The organism is Streptomyces sp. NPDC005648, from assembly GCF_040605395.1.
In the GTDB taxonomy this organism is placed as follows: Bacteria; Actinomycetota; Actinomycetes; order Streptomycetales; family Streptomycetaceae; genus Streptomyces.
This window is the reverse complement of the sequence record NZ_JBEXCS010000003.1, coordinates 86,812-110,977: the sequence shown is the minus strand read 5'-3', so window position 1 is coordinate 110,977 and position 24,166 is coordinate 86,812. Positions and strand designations below refer to the sequence as shown.

19 protein-coding genes and 2 pseudogenes are annotated in these 24,166 nt (G+C 71.1%); 3 read left to right on the top strand and 18 right to left on the bottom strand.

Going from position 1 to position 24,166, the window contains the following annotated elements:
- Positions 1 to 172: 172 nt before the first annotated feature.
- Positions 173 to 580, bottom strand: a complete 408-nt coding sequence (locus ABZT17_RS02835; protein ID WP_356342853.1) for a DUF6278 family protein — start codon at positions 578 to 580, stop codon at positions 173 to 175.
- 165 nt (positions 581 to 745) lie between these two features.
- Here ABZT17_RS02835 and ABZT17_RS02830 point away from each other — a divergent pair, with 165 nt between their 5' ends.
- Positions 746 to 2,500: an SGNH/GDSL hydrolase family protein gene (locus ABZT17_RS02830; protein ID WP_356342851.1), complete on the top strand. Its 1,755-nt coding sequence runs from the start codon at positions 746 to 748 to the stop codon at positions 2,498 to 2,500.
- A gap of 91 nt (positions 2,501 to 2,591) precedes the next feature.
- On the opposite strand, the gene ABZT17_RS02825 is transcribed toward ABZT17_RS02830, so the two are convergent.
- The 8 genes from ABZT17_RS02825 to ABZT17_RS02790 form a co-directional block, all read right to left on the bottom strand.
- A complete protein-coding gene (locus ABZT17_RS02825) occupies positions 2,592 to 3,371 on the bottom strand; it encodes an exodeoxyribonuclease III (RefSeq protein ID WP_356342848.1) in 780 nt (259 codons plus the stop codon).
- Between the two features lie 121 nt (positions 3,372 to 3,492).
- Positions 3,493 to 4,128: an MBL fold metallo-hydrolase gene (locus ABZT17_RS02820; protein ID WP_356342846.1), complete on the bottom strand. Its 636-nt coding sequence runs from the start codon at positions 4,126 to 4,128 to the stop codon at positions 3,493 to 3,495.
- Positions 4,129 to 4,197: 69 nt separating this feature from the next.
- Positions 4,198 to 5,496, bottom strand: a complete 1,299-nt coding sequence (pcaC, locus tag ABZT17_RS02815) for a 4-carboxymuconolactone decarboxylase (protein WP_356342843.1) — start codon at positions 5,494 to 5,496, stop codon at positions 4,198 to 4,200.
- A gap of 209 nt (positions 5,497 to 5,705) precedes the next feature.
- Positions 5,706 to 7,235, bottom strand: a complete 1,530-nt coding sequence (locus ABZT17_RS02810; RefSeq protein WP_356342841.1) for an SWIM zinc finger family protein — start codon at positions 7,233 to 7,235, stop codon at positions 5,706 to 5,708.
- A gap of 1,373 nt (positions 7,236 to 8,608) precedes the next feature.
- Complete coding sequence (locus ABZT17_RS02805) at positions 8,609 to 11,434, bottom strand: DEAD/DEAH box helicase (RefSeq protein ID WP_356342839.1); 2,826 nt, start codon at positions 11,432 to 11,434, stop codon at positions 8,609 to 8,611.
- Between the two features lie 100 nt (positions 11,435 to 11,534).
- Positions 11,535 to 12,116, bottom strand: a complete 582-nt coding sequence (locus ABZT17_RS02800; RefSeq protein WP_356342837.1) for a sugar kinase — start codon at positions 12,114 to 12,116, stop codon at positions 11,535 to 11,537.
- A complete protein-coding gene (locus tag ABZT17_RS02795) occupies positions 12,113 to 13,261 on the bottom strand; it encodes an ROK family glucokinase (protein ID WP_356342835.1) in 1,149 nt (382 codons plus the stop codon). The genes ABZT17_RS02800 and ABZT17_RS02795 overlap by 4 nt, the downstream gene beginning before the upstream one ends.
- A 232-nt stretch (positions 13,262 to 13,493) precedes the next feature.
- Entirely contained in the window at positions 13,494 to 14,243 is a 750-nt protein-coding gene (locus tag ABZT17_RS02790) for a GntR family transcriptional regulator (RefSeq protein WP_356343048.1), read from the bottom strand.
- A 117-nt stretch (positions 14,244 to 14,360) separates the two neighbouring features.
- Between ABZT17_RS02790 and ABZT17_RS02785 the strand changes: the two genes are divergently transcribed.
- Positions 14,361 to 15,383: a Gfo/Idh/MocA family oxidoreductase gene (locus ABZT17_RS02785; RefSeq protein ID WP_356342832.1), complete on the top strand. Its 1,023-nt coding sequence runs from the start codon at positions 14,361 to 14,363 to the stop codon at positions 15,381 to 15,383.
- A 234-nt stretch (positions 15,384 to 15,617) separates the two neighbouring features.
- Here ABZT17_RS02785 and ABZT17_RS02780 read toward each other — a convergent pair whose 3' ends face one another.
- From ABZT17_RS02780 to ABZT17_RS02765, 4 genes and pseudogenes are all read right to left on the bottom strand, one after another.
- On the bottom strand, positions 15,618 to 16,802 hold the full coding sequence (locus ABZT17_RS02780; RefSeq protein WP_356342830.1) for a cytochrome P450: 1,185 nt from the start codon (positions 16,800 to 16,802) through the stop codon (positions 15,618 to 15,620).
- A gap of 73 nt (positions 16,803 to 16,875) precedes the next feature.
- Positions 16,876 to 17,556, bottom strand: coding sequence for a response regulator transcription factor (locus ABZT17_RS02775; RefSeq protein ID WP_356342828.1), 681 nt, complete (start codon positions 17,554 to 17,556; stop codon positions 16,876 to 16,878).
- Positions 17,557 to 17,635: 79 nt separating this feature from the next.
- The gene (locus tag ABZT17_RS02770; protein ID WP_356342825.1) at positions 17,636 to 18,895 is read right to left on the bottom strand and encodes a histidine kinase; all 1,260 of its coding nucleotides are present in this window, start codon (positions 18,893 to 18,895) and stop codon (positions 17,636 to 17,638) included.
- 242 nt (positions 18,896 to 19,137) lie between these two features.
- Positions 19,138 to 19,407: pseudogene (locus ABZT17_RS02765) on the bottom strand (ABC transporter ATP-binding protein); the annotation flags it as partial.
- A gap of 140 nt (positions 19,408 to 19,547) precedes the next feature.
- Between ABZT17_RS02765 and ABZT17_RS02760 the strand changes: the two are divergent.
- Positions 19,548 to 19,676, top strand: a pseudogene (locus ABZT17_RS02760) (ribonuclease); the annotation flags it as partial.
- 206 nt (positions 19,677 to 19,882) lie between these two features.
- Here the strand turns inward: ABZT17_RS02760 and ABZT17_RS02755 are convergent.
- From ABZT17_RS02755 to ABZT17_RS02735, 5 genes are all read right to left on the bottom strand, one after another.
- Positions 19,883 to 20,479, bottom strand: coding sequence for a hypothetical protein (locus ABZT17_RS02755; protein WP_356342823.1), 597 nt, complete (start codon positions 20,477 to 20,479; stop codon positions 19,883 to 19,885).
- Between the two features lie 245 nt (positions 20,480 to 20,724).
- The gene (locus ABZT17_RS02750; RefSeq protein WP_356342820.1) at positions 20,725 to 21,942 is read right to left on the bottom strand and encodes a hypothetical protein; all 1,218 of its coding nucleotides are present in this window, start codon (positions 21,940 to 21,942) and stop codon (positions 20,725 to 20,727) included.
- Positions 21,943 to 22,164: 222 nt separating this feature from the next.
- Positions 22,165 to 22,479, bottom strand: a complete 315-nt coding sequence (locus ABZT17_RS02745; protein ID WP_356342818.1) for a hypothetical protein — start codon at positions 22,477 to 22,479, stop codon at positions 22,165 to 22,167.
- Positions 22,480 to 22,569: 90 nt separating this feature from the next.
- Entirely contained in the window at positions 22,570 to 23,151 is a 582-nt protein-coding gene (locus ABZT17_RS02740) for a hypothetical protein (RefSeq protein WP_356342815.1), read from the bottom strand.
- A 277-nt stretch (positions 23,152 to 23,428) separates the two neighbouring features.
- Positions 23,429 to 24,031, bottom strand: coding sequence for a TetR/AcrR family transcriptional regulator (locus ABZT17_RS02735; protein WP_356342813.1), 603 nt, complete (start codon positions 24,029 to 24,031; stop codon positions 23,429 to 23,431).
- Positions 24,032 to 24,166: the final 135 nt, after the last annotated feature.

The window sequence follows — 24,166 nt, the reverse complement described above, 5'->3', positions numbered from 1 at the left end:
GTTCGATCAACGGATCGACGGCCATTCGCAGCCCTACTCACTCTCAGCTGTGTCGTGGTTGCCGCAAACTATCCAGACAAGAGTGGAGTTAGTACACGACACGCACTTTTCGGGCATTAGCCGTATTTATCTCGGTCTTACGTTGAACCATGAGTCACACGAGCCTCTCATGTCACTCCTCGGCGACCTCGGCGTACACCTGGGAGAGTTCCGGCGCCCCACTGGCCGCCCACTCCTGGCCCAACTCCACGACGTCGAACTCACGGCCGGTGTTCAGCAGCACGACGGGCTGGCCGTCCGACCGGATCTCCCAGGCGGCACCGGGCACGGTGCGCACGATCACCGTGCCCAGATAGAGCCCGGCGTCGTTGCCGAGCCAGGGCAGCACCTCCTCGTCGTCCCGCCAGCGCGGCACCACCTGGTCGAGGGCCTCCAACGACTCGACGGAGTCGTCCAGTTGAACGCCCTCACGGGACGCCTGCGACCGGAGCAGCTCGCACTCGGCGAGGAGTCCGGCGATGCCCTCGGGGTCGAGGTCCGCGTACTCCTCGCGTCGGTGGCCGAGAAAAGGGATCTTCATACCTCCAGCGTGGCATTCGCACCGGCGTACGCACCACAGGCGCGCGGGTGCTCACTTCGGGGCGATTTCACGCCCACTCCGTGCATGTCCCGTTGCCGCGCCCCTCTCGTCTCTCTAGCTTCAGCCTGCGTCTTTCGTCCCACCGGTGAGCGGGAGGAGTCGGCCGTGCGTCGACATGTCCGGGGATTCGCGATCGTCATCGTCGTGTACGCCGCCCTTGCGCCGGCGTTCTCGGCACGGGCCGTGGGCGCGGCACAACCGCTGCCGTTGGAGCGGCTCTTCGACAACCGGGCGGTCAGCGACGACTCCGCCCCGGCCGCCGCCGACCTCGACGGCTCGGGCGCCTCCCTGTCCGCGCGGGACCTGGCGGCCGCGGGCTGGAGCCCCGGACGCACGCTCACCGTGCGGGGCGCGGGTCTGACCTGGCCGGACCGGCGCCCCGGCGAGCCGGACAACGTGCGGGCCGACGGCCAGTGGGTGCGCCTCGGCGGCCGGGGCGACGCGCTCGCCTTCCTGGTCGCGGGCACGGGCGATGCCGAGGCGAGCGGCACGGGCTCGGTGTCGTACACGGACGGCGCCCTCTCCTCGTACCGGCTGACGGCCCCCGACTGGCGCACCGGCCCGCTCGCCACGCGGGCGGTGGCGCTGCCGCACATCAACACCCCGACCGGTCAACTCGCCCGGCAGGCACGGCTGTACGTGGTGACGGTGCCGTTGGCGCGAGGGCGCGAGGTCTCGTCCGTACGGCTGCCCCGGGCCGCCGGTCTCCATGTGTTCGCGGTGTCGGTGCGGTCCTCCGGACAGGGCTGGAGCGGGAGTTGGGCGGCGGCGAGCTCGGGGTACGCGGCCGTCGGTCCGTGGAGCGACCGGACGCTGCGGCTGGTGGTGCACACATCGGTGGGCGGGCCCCGGGTGCGGCTGCGGTTCGAGAACACGTTCGCGGCGGCGCCGGTACGGATCGGGAGCGCGACGGTGGCGGTGGAGGCGGCGGGCGCCGCGGCGCGGGAGGTGCCGGTGCCGGTGTCCTTCGGCGGCGCGGCCGGGACCGAAGTCCCGGCGGGGGCAGAGGTGTTCAGCGATCCGCTGTCCTTCGCGGTGCCCGCGGACACGAACCTGCTGGTGAGCTTCCATCTGCCGGACACGGTGACGGCCGCACCCCTGCACCGGGTCGCGGTGCAGCGGTCGTATGTGAGCGTGCCGGGCGACCACGCGGCGGAGAGCACGGCGGCGTCGTACGAGAGGACGCTGACCAGCTGGCCGCTGCTGAGCGGAGTGGACGTGAGCGGCGGGCCGGGGTCGGTGGTGGTGCTCGGGGACTCGATCACCGACGGCACCACCTCGACCCGGGACGCGAACCGGCGGTGGCCGAACGTGCTGGCCGGGCGCCTGCTGGAGCAGGACGCGGTGCCGCGCTACGGCGTGCTGAACGAGGGGATCTCGGGCAACCGTGTGGTCACCGACTCCTATCCCGGCGACGGGGTGTCCACGAGCAGCGGCGGGGTGAGCGCGCTGCACCGCCTCGACCGCGATGTCCTCGACCAGACCTCGCCGCGCACGTTGATCGTCTTCGAGGGCGTGAACGACCTGCGCGCTCGGTCGACCGCGCGGGAGGTCGTCGCGGGCCTGCGGGAGATCGCCGAGCGGGGACACGCGCGGGGGCTGCGGATGCTGGTGGCCACGATCCTGCCGTGCGAGGGCGAGGTGGCCTGCACGGCCGCCGTCGACGCCGAGCGGACGGCGGTCAACGGCTGGATCCGCGGGTCGGACGAGTTCGACGGCGTACTCGACTTCGACGGCGTGCTCCGCGACCCGGCGCACCCGGCGCGGATGCTGCCCGTCTACGACTGCGGGGATCATCTGCATCCCGGGGACGCGGGGTTGGCGGCACTCGCCCGGTCCGTGGACCTGACGCTGCTGTAGGAACCACCCGCCCAGGCCGCGGGGACCGCGCGTCCAGGGGGCGAGGACGAGGGCCAGGTGCGGGACCGGGTGCGGGGACCAGGTGCGGGGACTAGACGTCCAGGTCCACCACCACCGGCGCGTGGTCCGACGCGCCCTTGCCCTTGCGCTCCTCCCGGTCCACGTAGGCGTCGGTGACCGCGGTGGCGAACGGCTCGTTGCCGTACACCAGGTCGATGCGCATGCCGCGGTTCTTGGGGAAGCAGAGCTGGCGGTAGTCCCAGTAGGTGAAGGGGTGGTCGTACTTGAGGGGGCGCGGTACGACGTCGGAGAGGCCGGCCTCGCGCAGGGAGGCGAGGGCGGCGCGCTCGGCCGGGGTGACATGGGTGAGGCCCTCGAAGGCGGCCACGTCGTAGACGTCGTCGTCGGTCGGCGCCACGTTGTAGTCGCCGAGGACCGCGAAGGGGCGGCTGCCGGCCGCGTCGCCGGCGACGGCCGCCCTGAGGGCCTCGAACCACTGGAGCTTGTACGCGTAGTGGGGGTGGTCCACCTCACGGCCGTTCGGCACGTACACCGACCAGACGCGGACCTTGCCGCAGGTCGCCGAGATGGCGCGGGGTTCCTCGGCGCCGTCGTAGCCGGGGTCGCCGGGCAGGCCCTTGACGACGTCCTCCAGGCCTGCGCGGGAGAGCACCGCCACCCCGTTCCACCGCCCGGTCGCGTGGACCGCCGCCTCGTAGCCCGCCTCGCGCAGCTGGTCGAACGGGAACTGGTCCTCGGCCAGCTTGGCCTCCTGGAGGCAGAGCACATCGGTGCCGCTGCTCTCCAGCCAGGCCAGGAGCCTCGGCAGGCGGGCGGTGATCGAGTTGACGTTCCAGGTCGCGATGCGCATGTCTCACAACCTACCGGGCGGCACTGACAACGCGACCGCCCCGCCCGCCGCCGCCCGTCCCCGGACCCGTCCCCGGACCCACGCTCGGTCCCGCGCCCGACTCGTGCTCCGTCTCGTGCTCTCAGACCTCCGCCGAGCCGCCCGGTGCCAGCCGAAGGTGTTCCGCGCCGCCCAGGCCGCCGATCTGGCGGTCGTAGATCGGGCGGGCGAGGTCGGTGAGGAGGGCGTCGTGGATGTCGTAGGCGCGCTGCGGCTTGACCTCGCGGACGTAGTCGATGACCTCGGAGATCTTGTTCCAGGGAGCCATGACGGGCAGCATCAGCGTCTCGACGGGGTGATCGGGGACGGTGAGGGCGTCGCCGGGGTGGAAGACCTTGCCGCCGTCGATGAGGTAGCCGACGTTGGTGACGCGCGGGATGTCCGGGTGGATGACCGCGTGCAGTTCGCCGTGGACCTGGACGTCGAAACCGGCGGCGGTGAAGGTGTCGCCGTGGCCGACCGTGTGCACCCGGCCGGGGAAGGCGGCGGAGATCTGCCGCGCGACCGAGGCGAGGGTCCAGATCTCGGCGGCCGGATCGGCCTCCATGGCCGCCCGCAGCCGTTCCTCGCTGAAGTGGTCCACGTGTTCGTGGGTGACGAGGATCGCTTCCGCGCCGATCACGGAGTCCTCCTCGCTGAATCCTCCGGGGTCGAGGACGAGCGTCCGCCCGTCCTTCTCCAGGCGTACGCACGCGTGCGACTTCTTGGTGAGTTTCATGGATCCCATCCTGCCGCCTCGCGCCACGTCGGGTGGTTCGGCCCCGTGCTCCTGCTGCCCGGACGATGATCATTCCTCGGGCGTGGTCTCCTCCCGGACGACCTGCTGGGCCACCTTGAACGCGCTGTTCGCCGCCGGTACACCGCAGTAGACGGCGGCCTGCAGCAGCACCTCCTTGATCTCCACCGGGGTGAGACCGTTGCGCAGGGCGGCGCGGGTGTGGAAGGCCAGCTCGTCCAGGTGGCCGCCCGCGACCAGGGCGGTGAGGGTGACGCAGCTGCGCGAGCGGCGGTCCAGGCCGGGCCGGTCCCAGATCTCGCCCCACGCGTACCGGGTGACGAACTCCTGGAAGTCCCCGGAGAACGCGTCTGCCTGCGCGAGCGCCCGGTCGACATGCGCGTCACCGAGCACCTCGCGGCGGACCTTGAGGCCGGCGTCGTAGGGGTCGGGCCGTCCGGTCCCCGGCGCCGGCGCGACGACCGCCGGTGCGATCTCGGCGATCGGAGTCAGCTGGGAGGTGACGGCCAGGACCGCCTTGACGGGGGCCGCGGGGATGGCCGTCTGGCCGGTGGTGGAATCGGCGGCGGGCTGCCAGGCGGTGGAGAAGTGCCGCACCAGCAGATCGGTCACGGCGGCGGGCTGCTCGACCGGCACCAGATGGGAGGCGCCGGGCACGACGGCGAGGCGGGCGTCCGGGATGGCGGCGACCAGCGTACGGGCCTCGGCGGGCCCGGTGACCCGGTCGTCCGAGCCGACCAGGACGAGTGTCGGCACCCCGACCCGGCCGAGCTCGGCCCGTACGTCGAACGACGCCAGGGCCTCACAGGCGGAGATGTAGCAGCCGGGGTCCGTGGTGCGCACCATCTGCACGGCCCACTCGGTGATCGCGGGCTGCGCGGCGGCGAACCCGCCGGTGAACCAGCGGTCCGGGGAGGTACGGGCGATGGGGGCGAGCCCGTTGGTGCGCACGATCACGCCGCGCTGGCGGAACTCGTCCGCCGTGCCGAACCGCGGCGAGGCCGCGATCACCGCGAGCGAGGCGAGCCGCTCCGGATGGCGCAGGGCCAGTTCGAGACCGACGGCGGCACCGAACGCACAGCCCGCGTACCCGAACCGCTGCACACCGAGCGCGTCAAGCGTGGCCAGCAGCCGCTCGGCGAGTTCACCGACCGAGTCCGCCGGGTACGCCGGCGCCCCGCCGTGCCCCGGCAGATCGAACCGGAAGACGCGCCACTGCTTCGTCAACTCCGGCATCTGGCGGTCGAACATGTGCCAGGTGGTGCCGAGCGAGGGACCGAGGACGAGGACCGGGGCGTCGTCCGGGCCGTCGAAGCGGTACTGGAGGGCGGGGGTCTTCGTCTCACTCACCGCTCCACGCTAACCGCCGTTTCTCCGCCCCCGGTCCCTGGGCCCCAAGTCCTCACACCTGACTCCGGCGGATCACCGGGGAACCCTCACACCGTCTTCACGGGATGCCGTACGACGGTCTCGACGAGGTGTCCCTGGGGGGCTGGGGACGGTCGCGACCGGCCGGCCGAGGCGGGAGCCGCCGATGAGCCGTGCCCGGTCGTCGGCGGTCAGAGGTCGGTCGGGGTACCCAGGCCGGTGAGGGCGCCCACCGGGTCCAGGTCGGGGGTGCCACGGGGCCACCAGTCGTCGCGGCCCGGCTCGGACTCGTAGGCGTACCACAGTCCGTCGCGGCCCAGACGGAGTTGGAGGTGGCCGCGGGGGTGGGTGAGGTGGTTGCGCCAAGGGCGGAAGGCAGGGAGGTCGGCGGCGAGCAGGAGGGGGCGGGCGCGGTCGAAGCGACCGGCGGGCGGGTCCCAGGGCTCTTCGAGAACGGTGAGTCCTTCGAGGCCGCCCTGCCGCCAGGCGGCGACGGCACGGGCCAGGTCGGACGGGGTGCGGTCGGCGGCGGAGGCGAGGGAGGCATAGAGCGCGCGGGTCGTCGCGGTGAGGCCGGAACCCGGGCGGGCGGCGGCGAGCCGGACCGCGTCCTGCCACAGCGTCAGCTCGGCCACCGGGTCACGGCCGGTGGTGAGCAGGGCGTGGGCGCGGGCGGCGGCGTCGGTGGCCAGCTGGTCCAGTGCGAAGGGGTCCGGTCCGCCCGGGGCCGCCGGGTAGACCGGGGGCTGCTCGGGGTGCGGGGGCACGGGCAACGGGGCGGGGAGGGGCGGGAGCCGGCGGCTCGCGAGCGCGACCTCGGTGGCTCGGACTCCCGGCAGCTGGGCGGGCTCCTGCTCCTGGGTTGCCCGGGCCGCCCGCGCGGCGCTGAGGCGGGAGAGGGCGTCGAGCAGTTCGCGCTCACCGCGGCCGCGCAGGAGGAGCAGTACGAAGGGATCGGCGTCGAGGAGGCGGGCGGTCTGGTAGCAGAGGGCCGCGGCGTGCTTGCAGGGGTGGCCGCGGTCGGGGCAGCTGCAGTGCGGGTCGAGATCGCGCGGGCCGGGCAGCAGCGGCACCCCGCAGTCGGCGAGGGACTGCGGCAGCTCCTTGTCGAGCAGGGCGGCGATATGTCCGGGCCGCTCGGCGGCGGCGTCCAGGAACCGCGCCCAGTCGGCGTCGTCCAGCGTCCGCAACCGCACCTGCACGCGATACGGGCGAGGCCGGCTGCCCTGTACATACGCCAGAACCAGGCCCGGGGTGACGGTGATGGCGTCCACATGCCCCTGCTCGGCATAACTCCGGCCCCGCGCAAGGCGCTTGGGGTCCAACGCGCCTTCCTCCAGGGCGGTGACCCAGGCGTTTCCCCACCAGGTGCCGGCAAAGGGGGCAGGGGAATCCACCGGGGAGGAGGAGGTGGACGCGGCGGGCGCCGACGCGGGGAAGGTGCGGCGCAGTTCGCCGTCGCGGGAGGGGGCCGCCATGGAACGGGGCAGGGCGGAGACGGCCGAGAAGGGCTCGGGGGTGGGGCCGGTCTGCGCGGAACGTGCGGGGTGGGAGGGGCGTGCGGTGGACGTACGGTCCGTCTCGGCATCGGTCTCGGCCGCCGCGCTCTCCGGCTGTGCCGAGGTCGTGCTGCGTCCGGAGGTGCCTGGGACCGAACTCCCTTGCCGTGTACGGTCCGTACGGTCGTCGGCGCCTTCCGGCGTACTCTCCTCCGAAGGCATCCGGAATGCTCCGGCGAGCAGCTCCCGCAGGTCACGTGCCTGCACCCCGGGCGCGCGCCGGGACGCACCACCGCGCGCCCCGTCCGGGACCCGCTCGGCGCGGCGCGGTCCCGACGCGGAACGGCGGCCCGCGCGCTCACCTGCCTCCGCTTCCCGCCGCGCCTGCTCCCGCGCGGCACGCAACGCCTCCCGCACGACTTGCGCGGGCCGCGCACGCGGCGGAACGGGATCGTCGCCGGCCGAGGATTCGACAGGTCCACCGGCCGTTGGGGCATGAAGAGGCCCACTCGTGGGCGGGGTATGAAGAGGTCCACTCGTGGGCGGGGCATGAGAAGCCTCACCGCCCTGCGGGGAGCGAACACCTTCACCGGCCGGTTGCGAGTGCGGGAGGTCATGGGTTGGCGGGGAGTGAACGGGGTCGTCACCCTGTGGTGAGTGCTCCGAGCGATCGGACCGCTGGAGGCGTTCGGAGACACCGGCCAACGGTGCATCAGCAGGTCGCTCGGCTTGCGGGAGGCCAGCAGGCCGGTCAGCCTGCGGGGAGTCAACAGGCCGATCGGCCACCGGGGAGTCAACAGGCTGATCAGCCGGCGGGAAAGGCGCGGGCTGATCGGCCCCCTGGAAGTGAACCGAGGCACCGGCCAACGGAGAGGGAACGGGTTGATCGGCCGGCCGGGGCTGAGCGGGTTGATCGGTTGCCGAAGACTCCACGGGTTCATCTGCGGGCGAGAAGTGAACGGTGTCATCGACCGGCGGGGAGGGCACGGTGTGGTCGGCCGGCGGAGAGGGAACGGGTTGATCGGCCGACCGGGACTGCGCGGGTTGATCGGTTGCCGAAGACTCCACGGGTTCATCGGCCGGCGGGGAGGGAGCGAGTTCATCGGCCTGAGGAGCACCGATGGCCCGGCCACCCTGCCCAGCTTCTCGGCCTCGGCCGGCAGCCCCGCTGCCGCTGCCCCGCACAGCCTTGCCGCCCTGGCCGGCGGCCCCACTGCCCCTCACAGCCTCACCGCCCCGGCTGACGGCCCAGTTGCCCCGCACAACCTCCCCACCCCGGCCGGCGGCCCGGCCCTCCTGCCCGGCCTCCCCGCCCCGCGTGAAGACCCCGCTGACCCGTACAGCCTCGCCGCCCCGGCCGGCGGCCCCGCTGCCCGGGGCAGCCGCCTCGGTATCCCGGTCGGGCGCGGCGGAGTCCGGCCTGCCTGCGGGGGTGGTTGTGCCGGTCGAGGGTGTGGCGGTCGGCGTGGGCTGCTCCTCGCTCTGGGCCTTGGGTTCCTTCGGGGTCGAAGGCGCCTCGGGAGGGCCCTCGCCGCGGCGCTGCCGCTCCCGTGCCTCTCGTAGTGCCCTGCGGGCCTCGTCGGCCGGGCCCGGGGTCATGACGGGCTCCGGAGGGAGACGAGGTCGGACAGTTCACGGTCCGTCAGTTCGGTGAGGGCCGACTCGCCGCTGCCGAGGATCGCGTCGGCCAGCGCCCGCTTGGACTCCAGCATCTCGGCGATACGGTCCTCGACCGTCCCCTCCGTGATGAGGCGGTGGACCTGGACCGGCTGGGTCTGGCCGATGCGGTAGGCGCGGTCGGTGGCCTGTTCCTCGACGGCGGGGTTCCACCAGCGGTCGAAGTGGATCACATGGCCCGCTCGGGTGAGGTTGAGGCCGGTGCCCGCCGCCTTGAGGGAGAGGACGAGGACCGGGGTCGCGCCGCTCTGGAAGCGGTCCACCATGCGTTCGCGTTCGGGGACGGGGGTGCCGCCGTGGAGCAGGTCGACGGGGACCGCGCGGGAGGCGAGGTGGGCGGTGATCAGCCGGGCCATCCCGACGTACTGGGTGAAGACCAGCGCCGAGCCGTCCTCCGCCAGCAGGGTGTCCAACAGCTCGTCGAGCAGCGCCAGTTTGCCGGAACGGGCGAGCAGACGGCCGTCGGAGCCCGCTGCCGCCTCCTCCTTGAGGAACAGGGCCGGGTGGTCGCAGATCTGCTTCAGCGCGCCCAGGAGCTTCAGCACCAGGCCCCTGCGGGCGATGCCCTGAGACGCCTCGATGGTCTGCAACGACTCCCGCACCACCGCCTCGTACAGCGCCGCCTGCTCACGGGTGAGCGGCACCGGATGGTCCGTCTCCGTCTTGGGCGGCAGCTCGGGGACGATGCCCGGGTCGGACTTCTTGCGCCGGAGGAGGAAGGGGCGGACCAGCCGGGCCAGCCGCCGCACCGCCTCCTCGTCCTCGCCGTTCTCGACGGCACGCGCGTGCCGGGCGCGGAAGGACTTCAGGGGGCCGAGGAGTCCCGGGGTCGTCCAGTCGAGCAGGGCCCAGAGTTCGGAGAGGTTGTTCTCCACCGGGGTGCCCGTGAGGGCCACGCGCGCGGGTGACGGGATCGTACGCAGGGCCTTGGCCGTCGCCGAGTACGGGTTCTTCACATGCTGTGCCTCGTCCGCCACGACCATGCCCCAGCGCTGCTCGGCCAGCCGTGGCGCCGTGGTGCGCATGGTGCCGTAGGTGGTGAGGACGAACCCTCCTGACAGGTCCTCCAGGGTGCGGTCCGGGCCGTGGAAGCGCCGGACGGGGACGCCGGGTGCGAAACGGGCGATCTCCCGCTGCCAGTTGCCCAGCAGCGAGGCCGGGCAGACCACCAGGGTGGGCTCGCCGCGGGCCCGCTTGAGATGCAGGGCGATGACCGTGATCGTCTTTCCGAGGCCCATGTCGTCGGCAAGGCAGCCGCCGAGGCCCAGCGTCGTCATGAGGTCCAGCCAGGCCAGGCCGCGGAGTTGGTAGTCGCGCAGGGTCGCGTGCAGACCGGGTGGGGGGTCGGCGGGCCGGACTCCGGCGGTCAGTCGGTCGCGCAGGGCCGCCAAGGCACCCACCGGGACCGCCTCGACGGTCTCGCCCTCCACCTCCGCGCTGCCGGTGAGGGCGACGGAGAGCGCGTCCACCGGGTCCAGCAGGCCCAGTTCGCGCTTGCGGGCCTTGCGGACGAGGGCCGGGTCGACCAGCACCCAGCGGTCCCTCAGCCGTACGACGGGGCGGTGCGCCTCGGCCAGCGCGTCCATCTCGGCCTCGGTGAGCGGATCGCCGCCGAGCGCCAGCTGCCAGCGGAACTGGAGGAGTTCCTCACTCTCGAAGAAGCCCGTGCCGTCCGTCGCCGAGCCGGGTGCGGGGCGGACGACCGCGGCGGACGACAGGTCCTGGGCCAGGTCCCGGGGCCAGTGCACCGCGACTCCTGCCGCCGCGAGCCGCGTCGCCGCCAGGCCGAGGAGGTCGCCCAGCTCCTCGTCCTGGAGGGCGAGGACGTCGGGTACGTCCTGCTCGGCGAGCCGGTCGAGCGGTGCCCAGATCCGGGCGGCCCTCAGCACGGCCAGCGCGGCGTCCACGCGGGCGCGTGGGCCGAACGCCGCGTCCGCCTCGCCCGCCCACAGGGCCGCCGCGTCGACGACGAGGGTGGGGTCGGCGAGGCTGTGCACCTGGACGATCGCGGCGCCCGCGGTGCGCCTGACGTCGTCGCCGTCGAACAGCTCGTACGCCGACAGGTCAAGACGGAGCGAGACGCGCACGCCCGCGTCCATGCCGGCGGCGACCTCGGCCGCCCAGTCCCGGGCGTCGGGCAGCCGCTGGGGACGGCGGTCCGCGAAGGGCCTGCCGAGGGCGTGCGGCGCGGCCGGGGTGCGGGGCAGGGTGTCGGCGACCGCGTCCAGGAAGGAGCGCATCAGCGCCTCCGGCTCGGGCAGCCGCAGCGGGCCGGGGCCCGGCAGCGGGACCGCGTGGCCCTCGTGGGGCAGGGCGGCGGCGACGGACCTCAGGTGCGCGAGGTCGTCGGGGTCCAGCGGGCCGGCCCGCCACGCGTCGTGGCCGGTGGCCGTGAGGCCGGGCAGGAGGCGGCCGCGCGCGGTGAGCCGCAGCGCGTGCAGGGCCGCGGCTCCCCAGCAGGCGGTGGCGGGGTGCGCGGCCGGATCGCGCCGGGCGCGGACCAGGAGGGGCAGGGCCTCGGCGACCGGGAGGGTGAGCGCGGGGGCGGTCCTGCGCCGCACTCCGGAGGCGCCGTGCGGTCGTACGACGGTGAGCTCGGTGTCCTCGGCGGGCAGCGGGCCGCCGTCGGGGTCCCAGAAGGCGATCCGGCCGTCCCTCGGCAGGGGGGCGGGGAGGAAGACGGCCGCGAGCCGGACGGGGACCGCCGCCGCCTCGCGCTCGTCCACGACGACCGTGCCACCCATACGACCTGTCACCTCCCGCCCGTGTCCCGGATCAGATGTCTTCGACTCTACGGGCGGGGTCTGACAATCGGCTCCGGCGGCCGCGCCGAAGCGCGCCGCGTCACGGAACCGTGCGGGAGACGACGTAGAAGAACGGGTTGTTCCTGTTCCCCAGGCTCATCATGACGTACTGGGTGGGCTTCGGTGCCTTCTGCTCGTGGACCAGGCCGTACCAGGGGCCGGGGCTGGTGAAGTCCCAGCCGGTGATCTTCTGGTCGCGGGCGCTGATGGTGATCTCGCCCTTCTTCAGGTCGGACCGCTTGACGCCCATGTCGTTCAGGAAGACGTCGAGGTTGCGCAGCGGCGTCTGGAACTGGACGTAGAGCCGGCTGGTCTTCCAGTTGTTGGTCTCGTAGGAGGCGACCTTGCCCGAGGGGTGCGGCATCGGCACCTGGTAGAGGCGGCGCTGCACCTTCGACGGCCAGCCCTTGGTCAGGCCGGTCGCCGCGTACTTGGCCTCCTTGTCCTTGCCGCTGTCGCGGCTCTGGGCGGCGGAGATCACCAGATAGCCGGCCGGGACACCGATGAGGAGCACGATGATGAGCAGCGTGAGCGCCCGGCGGCGGATCCTGTGGCGGTGGTCCTCGGCCGGACGGCCCGGCTCGCCCGGCGGTGCCGCCTGGCGGGGCAGCGATGCCGTCATGCGGTGTCCCGGGTGGAGCGGCGGGCCTCCGTGTAGCGCGCGTAGCGTTCGTAGCGCTCCACCCGGCGCCGGTTGGCGCGGCGGAAGCGGCGGGCGACCAGGCGGGCCAGGTCGGCGGCGCCCACCATGCCGGCCTCGGGGCCCAGCTGGGCGCGGGCGATCCGGGCCTCGGGGCGGTAGCCGCGGCCGGTGAGCTGACGCTTGAACGCGTCGCGCGCGGGGCCGATCAGCAGGTCGTCGGCGGCGCTGACGCCACCGCCGATGACGAAGCAGGACGGGTCGAGGGCGGCGGCCAGGTTGGCGATGCCGACGCCGAGCCACTGGCCGATGTCCTGCAGCAGCTCGATGCACATCGCGTCGCCCTCGCGGGCCAGCTCGGTGATCATCGGCCCGGTGATGTCGCCGATGTTGCCCTTGACGTGCTCGATGATCCCGTAGGCCACCGGGGAGTCCGCGGCGGCCAGCTCCTTGGCCTCGCGGACCAAGGCGTTGCCGGAGCTGTACTGCTCCCAGCAGCCGCGGTTGCCGCACGGGCAACGGTGTCCGCCGGGGACGACCTGCATATGCCCGAACTCGCCCGCGACGCCGTACTTGCCGCGCTTGACCTGGCCGTCCTCCAGGATCGCGCCGCCGATGCCGGTGCCGAGCGTGATCATGACGAGGTGGTCCTCGCCGCGGCCGGCGCCGAAGCGCCACTCGGCCCAGGCGGCGGAGTTGGCGTCGTTGTCGACCAGGACGGGGACGGCGAGGCGGCCGGCCAGGCGGTCGCGCAGGGGCTCGTTGCGCCAGGAGAGGTGGGGGGCGAACAGGACGCGGTTGCGGTCCGCGTCCACCCACCCGGCGGCTCCGATGCCGACGGCGTGCACGTCGTGGCGGTCGGAGAGGTCCAGGACCAGTTCGACGATGGTGTCCTCGACGACCTTGGGACTCTTGGACTTGTCCGGCGTCTCCGTGCGGAGCTTCTCCAGGATGTTGCCGTCCGCGTCGACGACGCCTGCCATCACCTTGGTGCCGCCGATGTCGATGCCCACCGTGGGCACGCGGGGTGCGGTCAGGTGGGAGCGGCGTTCCCGGGTGCCGACCGTGCGCAGTGCGGGGGCGCGGCGGGAGCCTATGGGGGCGGTGAAGTTGCCGTAGGTGCTCATCGCCGCCGATTCTGCCTCACTGCGGGGCGGGGTGCTGTGCGGGGGAGCGAAGGGGCGTGCGCGACGGGCGCCGGCCGGCGGTTGCCGGTGGCTCGCGGATGCCCTACCCGGCCGTGTATCGGCGCGGCCACGTGTCCTCGTACGGCGTCGCGGCCTCGCCTCTATTTGTCCTGACATTGCGACCAGCGCGACAAGGGCGAGCGAATCGGTCAGGACTGTCGCGGCCCGGCGCTCATGACCTGACCAGTAGCTGGAACTCGAACGAGTAGCGCGTCGGGCGGTAGGTGTGGGTGCCGTATTCGACCGCCCTGCCCGTGTCGTCGAAGGTGACGCGCTGCATGGTGAGCAGCGGCGCGCCCTCCGGTTCGGCCAGCCGTTCGGCCTCCGCGGCGGTGGCCGCCCTCGCGCCGATCGTCTGGCGGGCGCTGTGCAGGGTGATGCCCGCGGAGCGCATCATGCGGTAGAGGCCCGTGGTCTCCAGCTGGGCCGTGTTCAGGTCCAGGAGGCCCTGGGGGATGTAGTTGCAGAGGTGCGCCATGGGCTCGCCGTGGGCGAGGCGCAGGCGCTCCACCCGGTGCACGTCGCTGTCCTCGGCGACACCCAGGGCCGCGGCGACCTCTGCGGTGGCCGGGACGACGGCGTTGACCAGGACCTTCGTGGCGGGGCGCTGGCCCGCGGCCTCGAGGTCGTCGTAGAGGCTGGAGAGTTCCAGGGGGCGCTTGACCTGGCTGTGGACGACCTGGGTGCCGACACCTCTGCGCCGGACCAGGAGGCCCTTGTCGACCAGGGACTGGATGGCCTGGCGGACGGTGGGGCGGGACAGACCGAGGCGGGCGGCCAGCTCGATCTCGTTGCCCAGGAGGCTGCCGGGCGTGAGGGCTCCGTGCTCGATCGCCGCCTCCAGCTGCTGGGACAGCTGGAAGTACAGCGGCACGGGCGAGCTCCGGTCGACGCTGAGCTCGAGCGAGACGGTCGGGTCCACATCTGGTTTCGGCACGGGCCGAGCGTAGCTCCACACGTTGTTGACGGGAAGTTGTGTAGTCCGATTGTCCGGACATACGCATTGACAGCTCGGCCACCGAACCCCCACTTTGTTTTCATGCGCATCGGGGTCATCGGAACGGGGCGGATCGGCACCATCCATGCGAACACGCTCAGCCGCAACCGCGAGGTCGGGTCGCTGATCCTCACGGACGCCGATCCCGCGCGGGCCCAGGAGCTCGCCAATCGCCTCGGGGAGACGGCGGCGCCGGGGGTGGACGAGATCTTCAAATGGGGCGTGGACGCCGTGGTGATCACGACCGCGACGGCCGCGCACGCCGAACTGATCGGTCGGGCAGCACGCTCGGGGCTCCCGGTGTTCTGCGAGAAGCCCATCGCCCTCGACCTGCCCGGAACGCTGAACGCGATCGCCGAGGTCGAAACTGCCGGGACGATTCTGCAGATGGGGTTCCAGCGACGGTTCGACACCGGGTACGTCGGCGCGCGGGAAGCCGTGCGCGCGGGGCGGCTCGGGCGGCTGCACACGGTGCGGGCGCTGACGAGCGACCAGGCCCCTCCCCTGCCCTCGTGGCTGCCGCTGTCCGGTGGGCTGTACCGGGACACGCTGATCCATGACTTCGACATGCTGCGCTGGGTGACGGGACGTGAGGTCGTCGACGTGTACGCGGCCGGTTCGGACGCCGGGCCGCCGATGTTCCGGGAGGCGGGTGACGTCGACACGGGCGCGGTCCTGCTGACCCTGGACGACGGCACGCTCGCCACGGCCACGGCGACGCGGCTGAACGGCGCCGGGTACGACGTCCGCATGGAACTGGCCGGGGAGCTCGACCAGATCGTGGTGGGCCTGGACGACCGCACGCCGATCGCGTCCACCGAGCCGACCGGGCCGCCGGCCGCCGGCAAGCCCTGGACCGGCTTCCTGGAGCGCTTCGGGCCCGCCTACGAGGCCGAACTGGCCGCGTTCGTCGAGGTCGTGCTCGGTCGGCGGACCAACCCGTGCGACGGGCGCGAGGCCCTGCAGGCGCTGCGCATCGCCGAGGCCTGCGAGGTGTCCCGGCGCGAGCGCAGACCGGTGGCGCTGCTGGAGATCCCGGGCCGGGTGGAGTCGGCGTTCAGATAAGCACCCCGTAGTCCCGCACGGCGGGGACCCGGGGCCGGGGTCACGGGTGGGCGCCAGGGGCCGGGGGCACGGGTGGGCACCCGGGGCCGGAGTCACGGGTGGGCACCCGGGGGCCGGAGTCACGGGTGGGCACCCGGGACCGGAGCCACGGGTGGGCACCCGGGGGCCGGAGTCACGGGTGGGCACCCGGGGGCCGGAGTCACGGGTGGGCGTCCGGGGGCCGGGGCGGGGTGGTCACCAGCGCACCGGCAGGGTCCGTACGCCCCGTATCAGCATGCCCGGCAGCCAGTCGCCGGGCGGGCCGTCCGGAGCCAGGCCGGGCGCTCGCTCCAGCAGGGTCCGGATCGCCGTACGCGCTTCGAGACGGGCCAGCGGGGCGCCCAGGCAGTAGTGGACGCCGTGGCCGAAGGCGAGGTGGCCGCGGGTGTCGCGGTGCAGGTCGAAGCGGTCGGGATCGGGGTAGCGCAGACCGTCGCGGTCGGCGGCGGCGAGACCGACCATCACCGCGTCACCCCGCACGATCCTGGTACCGGCGATCTCCAGGGTCTCGGCGGCGAAACGGAACGTGGCGTTCTCGACCGGGCCCTCATAGCGCAGTGTCTCCTCCACCGCGGCGTCGACAAGACTCATGTCGGCGCGGACGGCGGCCAGTTGGGCCGGGTGCGCGAGCAGGGTGCGGACGGTGCCGCTGATCAGGTTGACCGTCGTCTCATGGCCCGCGATCAGCAGGACGAAGGCCATGCCGCGCAGTTCGCCCACGGACAGCCGGTCGCCGTCCTCCGCCGTGGTGCGGATCAGGTCGCTCAGCAGGTCACCGGTCGGGCCCGCGCACCGCTTGTCCTCGATCAGCTCGACGAGGTACTCGGCGAGCCGGGTGAACGCGGCGTGCTCGGACTCCGAACTGGTCGGCGCGACCGCCTCCGTGGACATCTTCCGGAACTCCGCGCGGTCCATCTCGGGCACGCCGAGCAGTTCGCAGATCACGGTGATCGGCAGCGGATACGCGAAGGAGTCCACCAGGTCGGCCCGGCCTCGCGGGATCATCTCGTCGAGCAGGTCGTCGGTGATCCGCTGGATGCGCGGGCGCAGCTCCTCCACCCGGCGCATGGTGAAGGCCCGGGAGACCAGGCCGCGCAGCCGGGTGTGCTGGGGCGGGTCGACGGTCAGCAGATGACGGCCGATCAGCTCCTCGTCGAGGAACGTAATGCCGATCTTCCTGCCGTCCTTGGCGAGGCGCGGATCGGCCAGCGCCGCGCGCGCCTCCTCGTGGCCGACGACGAGCCAGGTCTCGAAGTGGGAGTCGACACCGGGCAGCCGCACCCGGTGCACGGGCCCGCGCTCGCGCAGCCGCGCGTACACGGGATGCGGGTCCCTGCGGAACCCGTCGCCGAACTCCCCCAGGTCGATCAGTTCCGCCATGTGTCCGCTCCCCCGGTCCCGTGACGCCCCGTCCGATCGCAGCCTTGCCTTGCCCAACGTCCGGCGGGGACCGCTAGTGCCCGTTGCCCCCCGATTCCTCCAGAAGTCCCGCGTCGTACGCGAGCAGCGCGATCTGCACCCGGTTGTTGAGGTCGAGCTTGGCCAGGATGCGGGAGACATGGGTCTTGACGGTGGCGACGCTCATGAACAGGCCGGCGGCGATCTCGGCGTTGGAAAGGCCCCGGCCGACCGCGACGGCGACCTCGCGCTCACGGTCGTTGAGGGCGGCGATGCGTCCACGCGCGCGTGTGCGGCGCGTGTCGGCGGCGCCGCCGACGGCGTGCTCCATCAACTGGCGGGTGACGGTGGGCGACAGCACGGGGTCGCCGGTGGCGACCCGGCGCACCGCGTCGACGATCTCGGCGGGCGGGGTGTCCTTGAGGACGAACCCGGCGGCACCGGCGCGCAGGGCGCGCAGCACCTGTTCGTCGGCGTGGAAGGTGGTGAGGACGACGACCTGCGGGGCGTCCTTGCGGACCCGCAGCCGCTCCGTGGCCGTCAGGCCGTCCACCGACGGCATCCGGATGTCCATGAGGACGACGTCCGGGCGGGTGCGGTCGACGAGCGCCTCGACCTCGGCGCCGTCGGCGGCCTCCCCGACGATCTCGATGTCGTCCGCGCCGCCCATCATCAGGGACAGGCCGGCCCGCACCAGGGGGTCGTCGTCGACGAGGAGCACTCTGATCGCAGTCATGGGCCCTACGTAATCACGGCCGCGCACACGGAGGTTGGCGCCTCGGCCCCTCGGGCCCTCCCCCTGCCCGCCGGGACCGTCACCCCCAGGGCAGCCACGCGCGCACCAGGAATCCGCCGTCGCCCTGAGCGCCGTGCGTCAACCGCCCTCCGGCCAGGGTCGCGCGCTCCGTGAGTCCGATCAGGCCCTGTCCGGAGCCGGGGACGGACGGGACCTCGCCCTCGGGCGGGGGGTTGTGGACGGTCATGGTGAGTCCGTCGCCGTACACACCCGTGACGGTCACCGTGACCTCGGCGCCGGGCGCGTGCTTGCGGGCGTTGGTGAGGGCCTCCTGGGCGATGCGGTAGGCGGTGCGGCCGACCGAGGCCGGGACGGCGGCGGGGTCGGTGACACGGCTGTCGAGGGTGACCTTCATGCCGGCCTCGCGGGACTCGGCGACCAGCGCGTCGAGCGCGGCGAGCGTCGGCTGCGGACGGCCCGCCTCGTCGGGCTCTCCGGCGCGCAGCACGCCGATGATCTCCCGCAGGTCCTGGAGGGCCTCGTGCGCGCTCTCGCGGATGACACCGGCGGCCCGCGCGATCTCCTCCCGGGGCGCGTCCGGGCGGAACTCCAGGGCGCCCGCGTGCACGCTGAGCAGGGTCAGACGGTGGGCGAGGACGTCGTGCATCTCCCGGGCGATGGCCTCACGGGCGAGCCGCTGCGCCTGTTCGGCCCGCAGCCGCGCCTCCGTCTCGGCCCGCCGGGCCCGGTCCCGCAGGCTCAGCATCAGCTGCCGCTTGGACCGTACGAACATGCCCCAGCCGATGACCGTGACGGTGAGCAGCTCGGCGAACGCCACGATCCCCGCGTACGGCAGGTCGGGGTCGGGGCGCAGCAGGTAGAACAGCGGGACCAGCGCGAGCTGGACGCCGCCGATCCAGGCGACGTACCGGAAGGGGCGGTGCACGGCGAGGGTGAACAGGGCGATCGTCGCCGCGCCGCCCGCCGTGTCGGACAGGAAGCCGACCGGGATCATCGCGATCGCCAGCCCGGTCGGCCAGCGGCGGCGCAGCCACACCGCCACGCAGGCCAGCACGCCGAGCAGCTGGTCGAGGACGGCGAGGGCGTGCGGGGTGTGCGGGTCGTTGTTCAGGGTGTCCGCCGCCGCGAGGCCGATGGCGGCGGCGAGCAGGAAGCAGGTGAGGTCGACGATCCAGTCCCGCGCGGTGCGCCGGGGCCGGCCCGAGCGTCCGGCGTCCGGGTCGATCTCGTGCAGCAGGGCGGACGGGAACAGCCATCTGCGCCGCCCTATGACCCCCGTCACCGCGGGTGCCCGCGTCTCGTCGCTCACGGTCGACAAATCTACGCAGCCACGGCGCCCGGTACCTCCCCGCGCGGGCCGATCCCAGACCAAAGTCGCACGACCGCAGACTTTCGGCGCACCGGCCCCGGGGAACCGGGGCTTCCGTCGCCCACGGCTCACCCCTCCCCGACACGCGTGGGCGACGGCGTGTCTTCCCCGCGGGCGGCGACGGACCGGCTTGCCACCGGCAGCCGGGGTGCACCGGAAACAGGGGCGAGCGCCGTGCGGACGGCCGGCGTTCAGGCCGCCTCGGTCCCTTCCGTGCCCGGTGCCGGCACCGGCACCGGCGGTGCGAGTGTGCCGTCGGACAGGTGGAGGACAAGGTCGGCGAGGGCGGTCAGCCGTCGGTCGTGGGTGATGGGGAACGTCGTACGACCGGCGGTGAGGTGGCGCAGGGGCCCCATGACACGGGCGGTGGCCGCGTCGTCGAGGCCGGTGGTGGGCTCGTCGAGGACCAGCACCGGCGCGTTCCGCAGCATGGCCCGGGCGAGCGCGATCCTGCGGCGCTTGATGTTTCCTCACCGATCCCTGACCCAGGTGCGGCATCGGTGCGGCTCACGCTAACTCCCGGAAAACACATCCGACTTGACAGCTGAACCTCCAGAGTTGTCATTCACATGCCACTGTCTACGCGCGTCATCATGAGGGCATGAGATTCCCCCCACGCGCCACCCGTATCGGCACTGCGGCCGCCCTTCTGTCCGCCCTGCTCGTGGGCGGCACCGTCCCGGCCACCCCGGCGTCCGCCGCCGTCGGCAGCATCTGCTACGGCGACCTGCGCTGCCTGTGAGTCGGCGGGGTCGAAACGGGGTCGAACCGAGTGTGAGGGTGATTTGAGTAAGCGGCACTTGGCTGCTGGCATGCCTGTGGTTCGTTATGGGAGGTCCTGCGGTCGACATGTTCCCCGTTCTCTCCTTCCTCTCCTCCGCCGCGATGGAGGCATTCCCGTGCACAGGGCCTGCTGGTTTGCAGGCCGACCGGATGTCAGGAAACCGGCTGGGGAACGGGCGCATGGTCGTGTACGGGGGCGGGGGCGACGACGAAGACGCCCTGACCCACCGGCACCGACCGGGAACGGATGGCGGTGTACACCTCGGGGGGCCACTCCATGTCCAAGGTCCAGCGGGCTCCACCCAGGCGCACGGAGTCGAGGCCGGGTACCAGTAGGCCATCGTCACTGACACTTTCCGGTAGCTGGGATGCACCGTGGCCAGCAAAGTTCCTCGGCTTCGCGTACTGCACCTGGGAGTGCGGAAGGCGCGCAATCTCCGGGTCACCATGGTTCTCCAGGTACCCCACGCCTCCCCGAAGGACTTGCGTGACATGATCCGTTCCGCGCTTGCCGGCGACGACCCGGCCAAGTAGTTCGGTGGCGTCGAGGGCAAGGAACAACGACCCCAGGTGGTAGCTGGCCGCGAAGTTGAGCCCGGAGGCTTGCATGAGCTCCCGCATGACACCACAGACGTACGACGCCTTGCACACATAGGGATCGAGTCCAGTGAGTCGTGCGGCTTCGTCCCATCGCGGTACGTCGCGTGTCAGCTGGACAGCATGCTGAGTGAGTAGCGGACGGTAGTCCATGGAGCCATAATCCGACCGCTGATCGGCCGCGGCAACCTAACCTGCGTTCGGAGTACGGTGGTTTTTCCCCAAGGACAACTGCGGTTACGCGGGCCTTTGCCTCATGTGACCTGTTCACCGGCTTACTGAGCCCGTGCGAGCCAAACCTCGGAATACCATCATGGGCGGAGCCGGCGGACGGCGGCTGCCCCCCGAGGTTCATGGACTATTCCGCCGTCACGTCGCGTGAACCACCGGCTGTAGTACTAGCGGTCCACTCTGAATTCGACACTACTTGTCACACCACGACTTGTATGGAAAGGGTCGAGAGCATTCACTTGACTGTTTGGGTCCTTACCAGGATCCCCCTTCCAGTTAAGCGCAAGAAAATTCGTTACCAAATGAGGCACGCGTACAGTCTCAGTAGGTTGGAAGAATGAAATTTGAGCCATGGGACCGTCCCCGAGAAGGTAGCGGATAAGACTTTGCGGCGGCAGTTTAGTCTGGAAGCATTCATACGTTTCATTTGGGATTGGGTCACATGGTTTGAACTTATCAAAATGGGCGTTGCTGTTAATTAGGGAAAGGGATGCAGTTAGGCGCAGCTTCTCTCGCGGATAGCTTTTAACGTCGAAGACGAATGAAGTCTTGACTTTCTGTGCTGGCGTCAGGTGTCCGCCGCGACGAATAAAGCGGCCAACTTTGAGCAGACCTTTATATTCACTTTCATCGTCCCAGGTGGCTCGATGCTTATCCAGGGCGTGACGCACGTCGGCGGGGACCAACGTATGGCCTGCTGGCTCCACCGTGTGACCCGTGACAGCATACACGGCTTCCAAAACGGCGACCTCCGCCGTGCCTACATTCTCCAACGTAATAGTTCCTCGCATTTGCGTATCGCCAGGATGTTGCCTCACTTTGTCAAGTTCGACAATTACATTGACGCGCGGCCGTTCGTGGTCCGGCTTATAAAAGGTCACATACCAAAACTGCAGCAAGCCAGCGAAAGGTACGAGGGCGGCAACGAGGCCCCAGGTCAGAGTTAGCGAACCCTTGTGGTCAATGATGGCACTCAGAGGAATGGCTACTGCAAAGAATAGAAGAAAGGCGGGGATGATTAGGACTACGAAATCGAGGAAGTCGTGCAGGTAGCCGCTGATCTCGATCCAGAACGGAATAATAAGCATGGGGATCGAGGACGCTTGACCCGCGATAACGCTCGGGAATCCCCAGGGGGCGAGTGACGTAACCATTGTTTTCAGATATTTGCGCACCTCGAACCAGCCAACCAGATTAATCATCCCAATTGCGATTCTAATGAGACTCGAAAAGACAAGTTCACCTCCCGTCAAAAAGAAGTCACAGACGCCAGTGAATGTAAATACCACGAAGTCTGCCAAGAGAACCCAACGAAACCGCCTCAAGTCGAGTGACCAGAAGTACACTGCCTGCAGGCGCCTCAGGAGGCGGACGATCAAGGTCATGTACGTACGCTACACATAAATCTTGTCGCGTCCACGCGCTCATTTCCCCACTGCGACTGTTATTCACTCCTACGGATGCCAGATAAGCTTCAATTGGCCTCCTCAAATCAAGGCCACAGGATCGCGGTCATGCGTGAAATGCTGTTCGTCCGACTCGGGAGGTACAAAGCGGATGCCGTACCACCGAACGTGGTTCTCGGATAAGTAGATCGAGCCCCTCTGTCACGGCAGGTGGTGTCGTTGCTGGTGGCAGGCCGTCGCGACGGCTTGGTGATGGCGTCGCCAGGCGGTCCTGTGCAGGACATGCTCGCGGTCGCGGACGGGTGGCGGCAGCCGACGGTCCGTTTTGTTCTCGAAGCACAGCTCTCCGTCCAGGATGGCGATGTCCGGCGTCTCGCCCACCCGGATGGCGGAGGGAAGCTCGGACAGCACCAGGACCCCGGCCTCGATGCCCGCGTTCCTGTGCTCCTGGAGGGTTTCGTCAAGGTCGTCGAGTACCTCCGGGGTCGGCACGATGAACAGGCGCCTGACCTTCACACCACGCCGGATCGCCTCGCTCTGGACAGACAGGTACTGCTTCGCGGTCGCCGTCTTCCAGAAGGCCAGGTCGACGAAGCTGCTGGTGGCTTAGATGCCTTCGCAGACGCACCGGGTGAGAGCGATGAGCAGTTCGTTGTTCTCCCCCTCCCAGTCGGCCGTCCCCCACGAGGCAAGAGCCGTCATCATCGAGGCCACACGCGTGATCTCGGAGTGGGCAAACTCCCTCACAATGCCACGGCTCTGTGATCCCAGCTGCGTGGCACTCCTGATCAGCCGGGAGATTTCGTCGGACGGCATCCCCGAGGCATCGAGGCTGCCCAACAGCTCGGTTACCTCGCTGACCCGCCGGAAACCCCGCTTCACCAGCTCCGTCATCTCGTGGTGCTGAACGGTCAGGGCATCCCGCTGGTCACGCCTGGTCAGCTGCTTGCCGACCTCCACGGAGGCCAGGCGCTGTCCGAAGTCGTCCAGGTACTGGCCGATCAGTGCCGCACCTCCGATGCCCACGGCCAGAACGATCTGCCACAGTTCCTGCTGGGACTCGTCGATCAGATTGGCGATCGCATACGTGGCCGTCCCCGCGGCCACCGCGACCAGGACCTTCAGCATGATCGGGGGTATCCGCAGCCCGCCCGTCGCCGGACCGGGAGTTCCCGGCTCTTCGTCCATGCTTGCCTCTTCCGCCGGAAAACCTTGGGGCCCTCGGGTCAGCCTGGAGACCCAACGCATGTGCGTGCGAAGGGACTTGTACGGCAGTCCCTCACAGGTCGCGTAGCGTCGGCCGCCATCACCGGACCACCTGAGAAGACCAATGGGCCCAGGACGGCCGAGTAGCGGATGGCGGGGTTCCTGGTCGAACACCCGACCGGCCATCCGTGCCGGTCGCATGCTGCCGCGGCCGGCCCGTTCTCGTCACGAGATCCGCCGGACCGGCCCGGAACCGAGCTCAGTGGGCCTGCACACCCGGGCCGAGCAGTCCGTTGACCACGAGCGTGGCCAGCGCGTCCGCCCTCGCCGCGAGCTGCTGTGGCGAGTCGTGCTCGGGCCTGCCCAGGCGCCGCGCCATAGGGCCGTCCACCATTCCCCCGACGGGCGGGATGACAGCGAAGAACAGCACGTCCTTCGGGGTGGGCGCCATGCGGCCGGAGGCGACGAGCCGCTCGATGCTGGGCGCCATGAGCTGCAGGACGGGGGCGACGTAGCGCTCGTACAGGTAGTCCAACCGCTCGGTGTCCCGGGTGGACTCGTCGACGAAGACGCGTCCGACCAGCGGTGTGTCCGCCGCGGCCCGGTAGAAGCCGGTGATGATCTGCCTCAGCCGCTCAGCGTCGTCGACAGCGGAATCCACCTGAGGCAGGCGCGCCAGCTGCGGGCCCAGGGCGTGGTCCATCACCGCACGCCAGAATGCCGCCTTGGACCCGTACCGGTCGTTGACGAAGTTGTGGCTGACGCCCAGTCGGCGGGCCAGTTCGCGGGCGGAGGCATGGTCGTAGCCCAGTTCCGCGAAGGCCTCGAGGCCGCGCCGCAGAACGCTCTCCTCACTGGGCACCGAAGGAGTGCCCGCCCCGGGACGCCCCGGCCGTCGAACGGACTCGGTTCGTGCTCCCATCGCCGCCTCCATGGCTGTTTGCTCACGCCTGTGCTGCTCGTGCCGCACAGGACACCACCTTACTTGACACCCGTC

Coding starts and splice junctions, on each gene's coding strand:
- ABZT17_RS02805 (WP_356342839.1), bottom strand. CDS start 11,434: ATGGGTGGCACGGTCGTCGTGGACGAGCGCGAGGCGGCGGCGGTCCCC.
- ABZT17_RS02835 (WP_356342853.1), bottom strand. CDS start 580: ATGAAGATCCCTTTTCTCGGCCACCGACGCGAGGAGTACGCGGACCTC.
- ABZT17_RS02820 (WP_356342846.1), bottom strand. CDS start 4,128: ATGAAACTCACCAAGAAGTCGCACGCGTGCGTACGCCTGGAGAAGGAC.
- ABZT17_RS02800 (WP_356342837.1), bottom strand. CDS start 12,116: ATGACGGCATCGCTGCCCCGCCAGGCGGCACCGCCGGGCGAGCCGGGC.
- ABZT17_RS02785 (WP_356342832.1), top strand. CDS start 14,361: ATGCGCATCGGGGTCATCGGAACGGGGCGGATCGGCACCATCCATGCG.
- ABZT17_RS02810 (WP_356342841.1), bottom strand. CDS start 7,235: ATGCCTTCGGAGGAGAGTACGCCGGAAGGCGCCGACGACCGTACGGAC.
- ABZT17_RS02780 (WP_356342830.1), bottom strand. CDS start 16,802: ATGGCGGAACTGATCGACCTGGGGGAGTTCGGCGACGGGTTCCGCAGG.
- ABZT17_RS02775 (WP_356342828.1), bottom strand. CDS start 17,556: ATGACTGCGATCAGAGTGCTCCTCGTCGACGACGACCCCCTGGTGCGG.
- ABZT17_RS02750 (WP_356342820.1), bottom strand. CDS start 21,942: ATGACCTTGATCGTCCGCCTCCTGAGGCGCCTGCAGGCAGTGTACTTC.
- ABZT17_RS02740 (WP_356342815.1), bottom strand. CDS start 23,151: ATGGACGAAGAGCCGGGAACTCCCGGTCCGGCGACGGGCGGGCTGCGG.
- ABZT17_RS02795 (WP_356342835.1), bottom strand. CDS start 13,261: ATGAGCACCTACGGCAACTTCACCGCCCCCATAGGCTCCCGCCGCGCC.
- ABZT17_RS02755 (WP_356342823.1), bottom strand. CDS start 20,479: ATGGACTACCGTCCGCTACTCACTCAGCATGCTGTCCAGCTGACACGC.
- ABZT17_RS02825 (WP_356342848.1), bottom strand. CDS start 3,371: ATGCGCATCGCGACCTGGAACGTCAACTCGATCACCGCCCGCCTGCCG.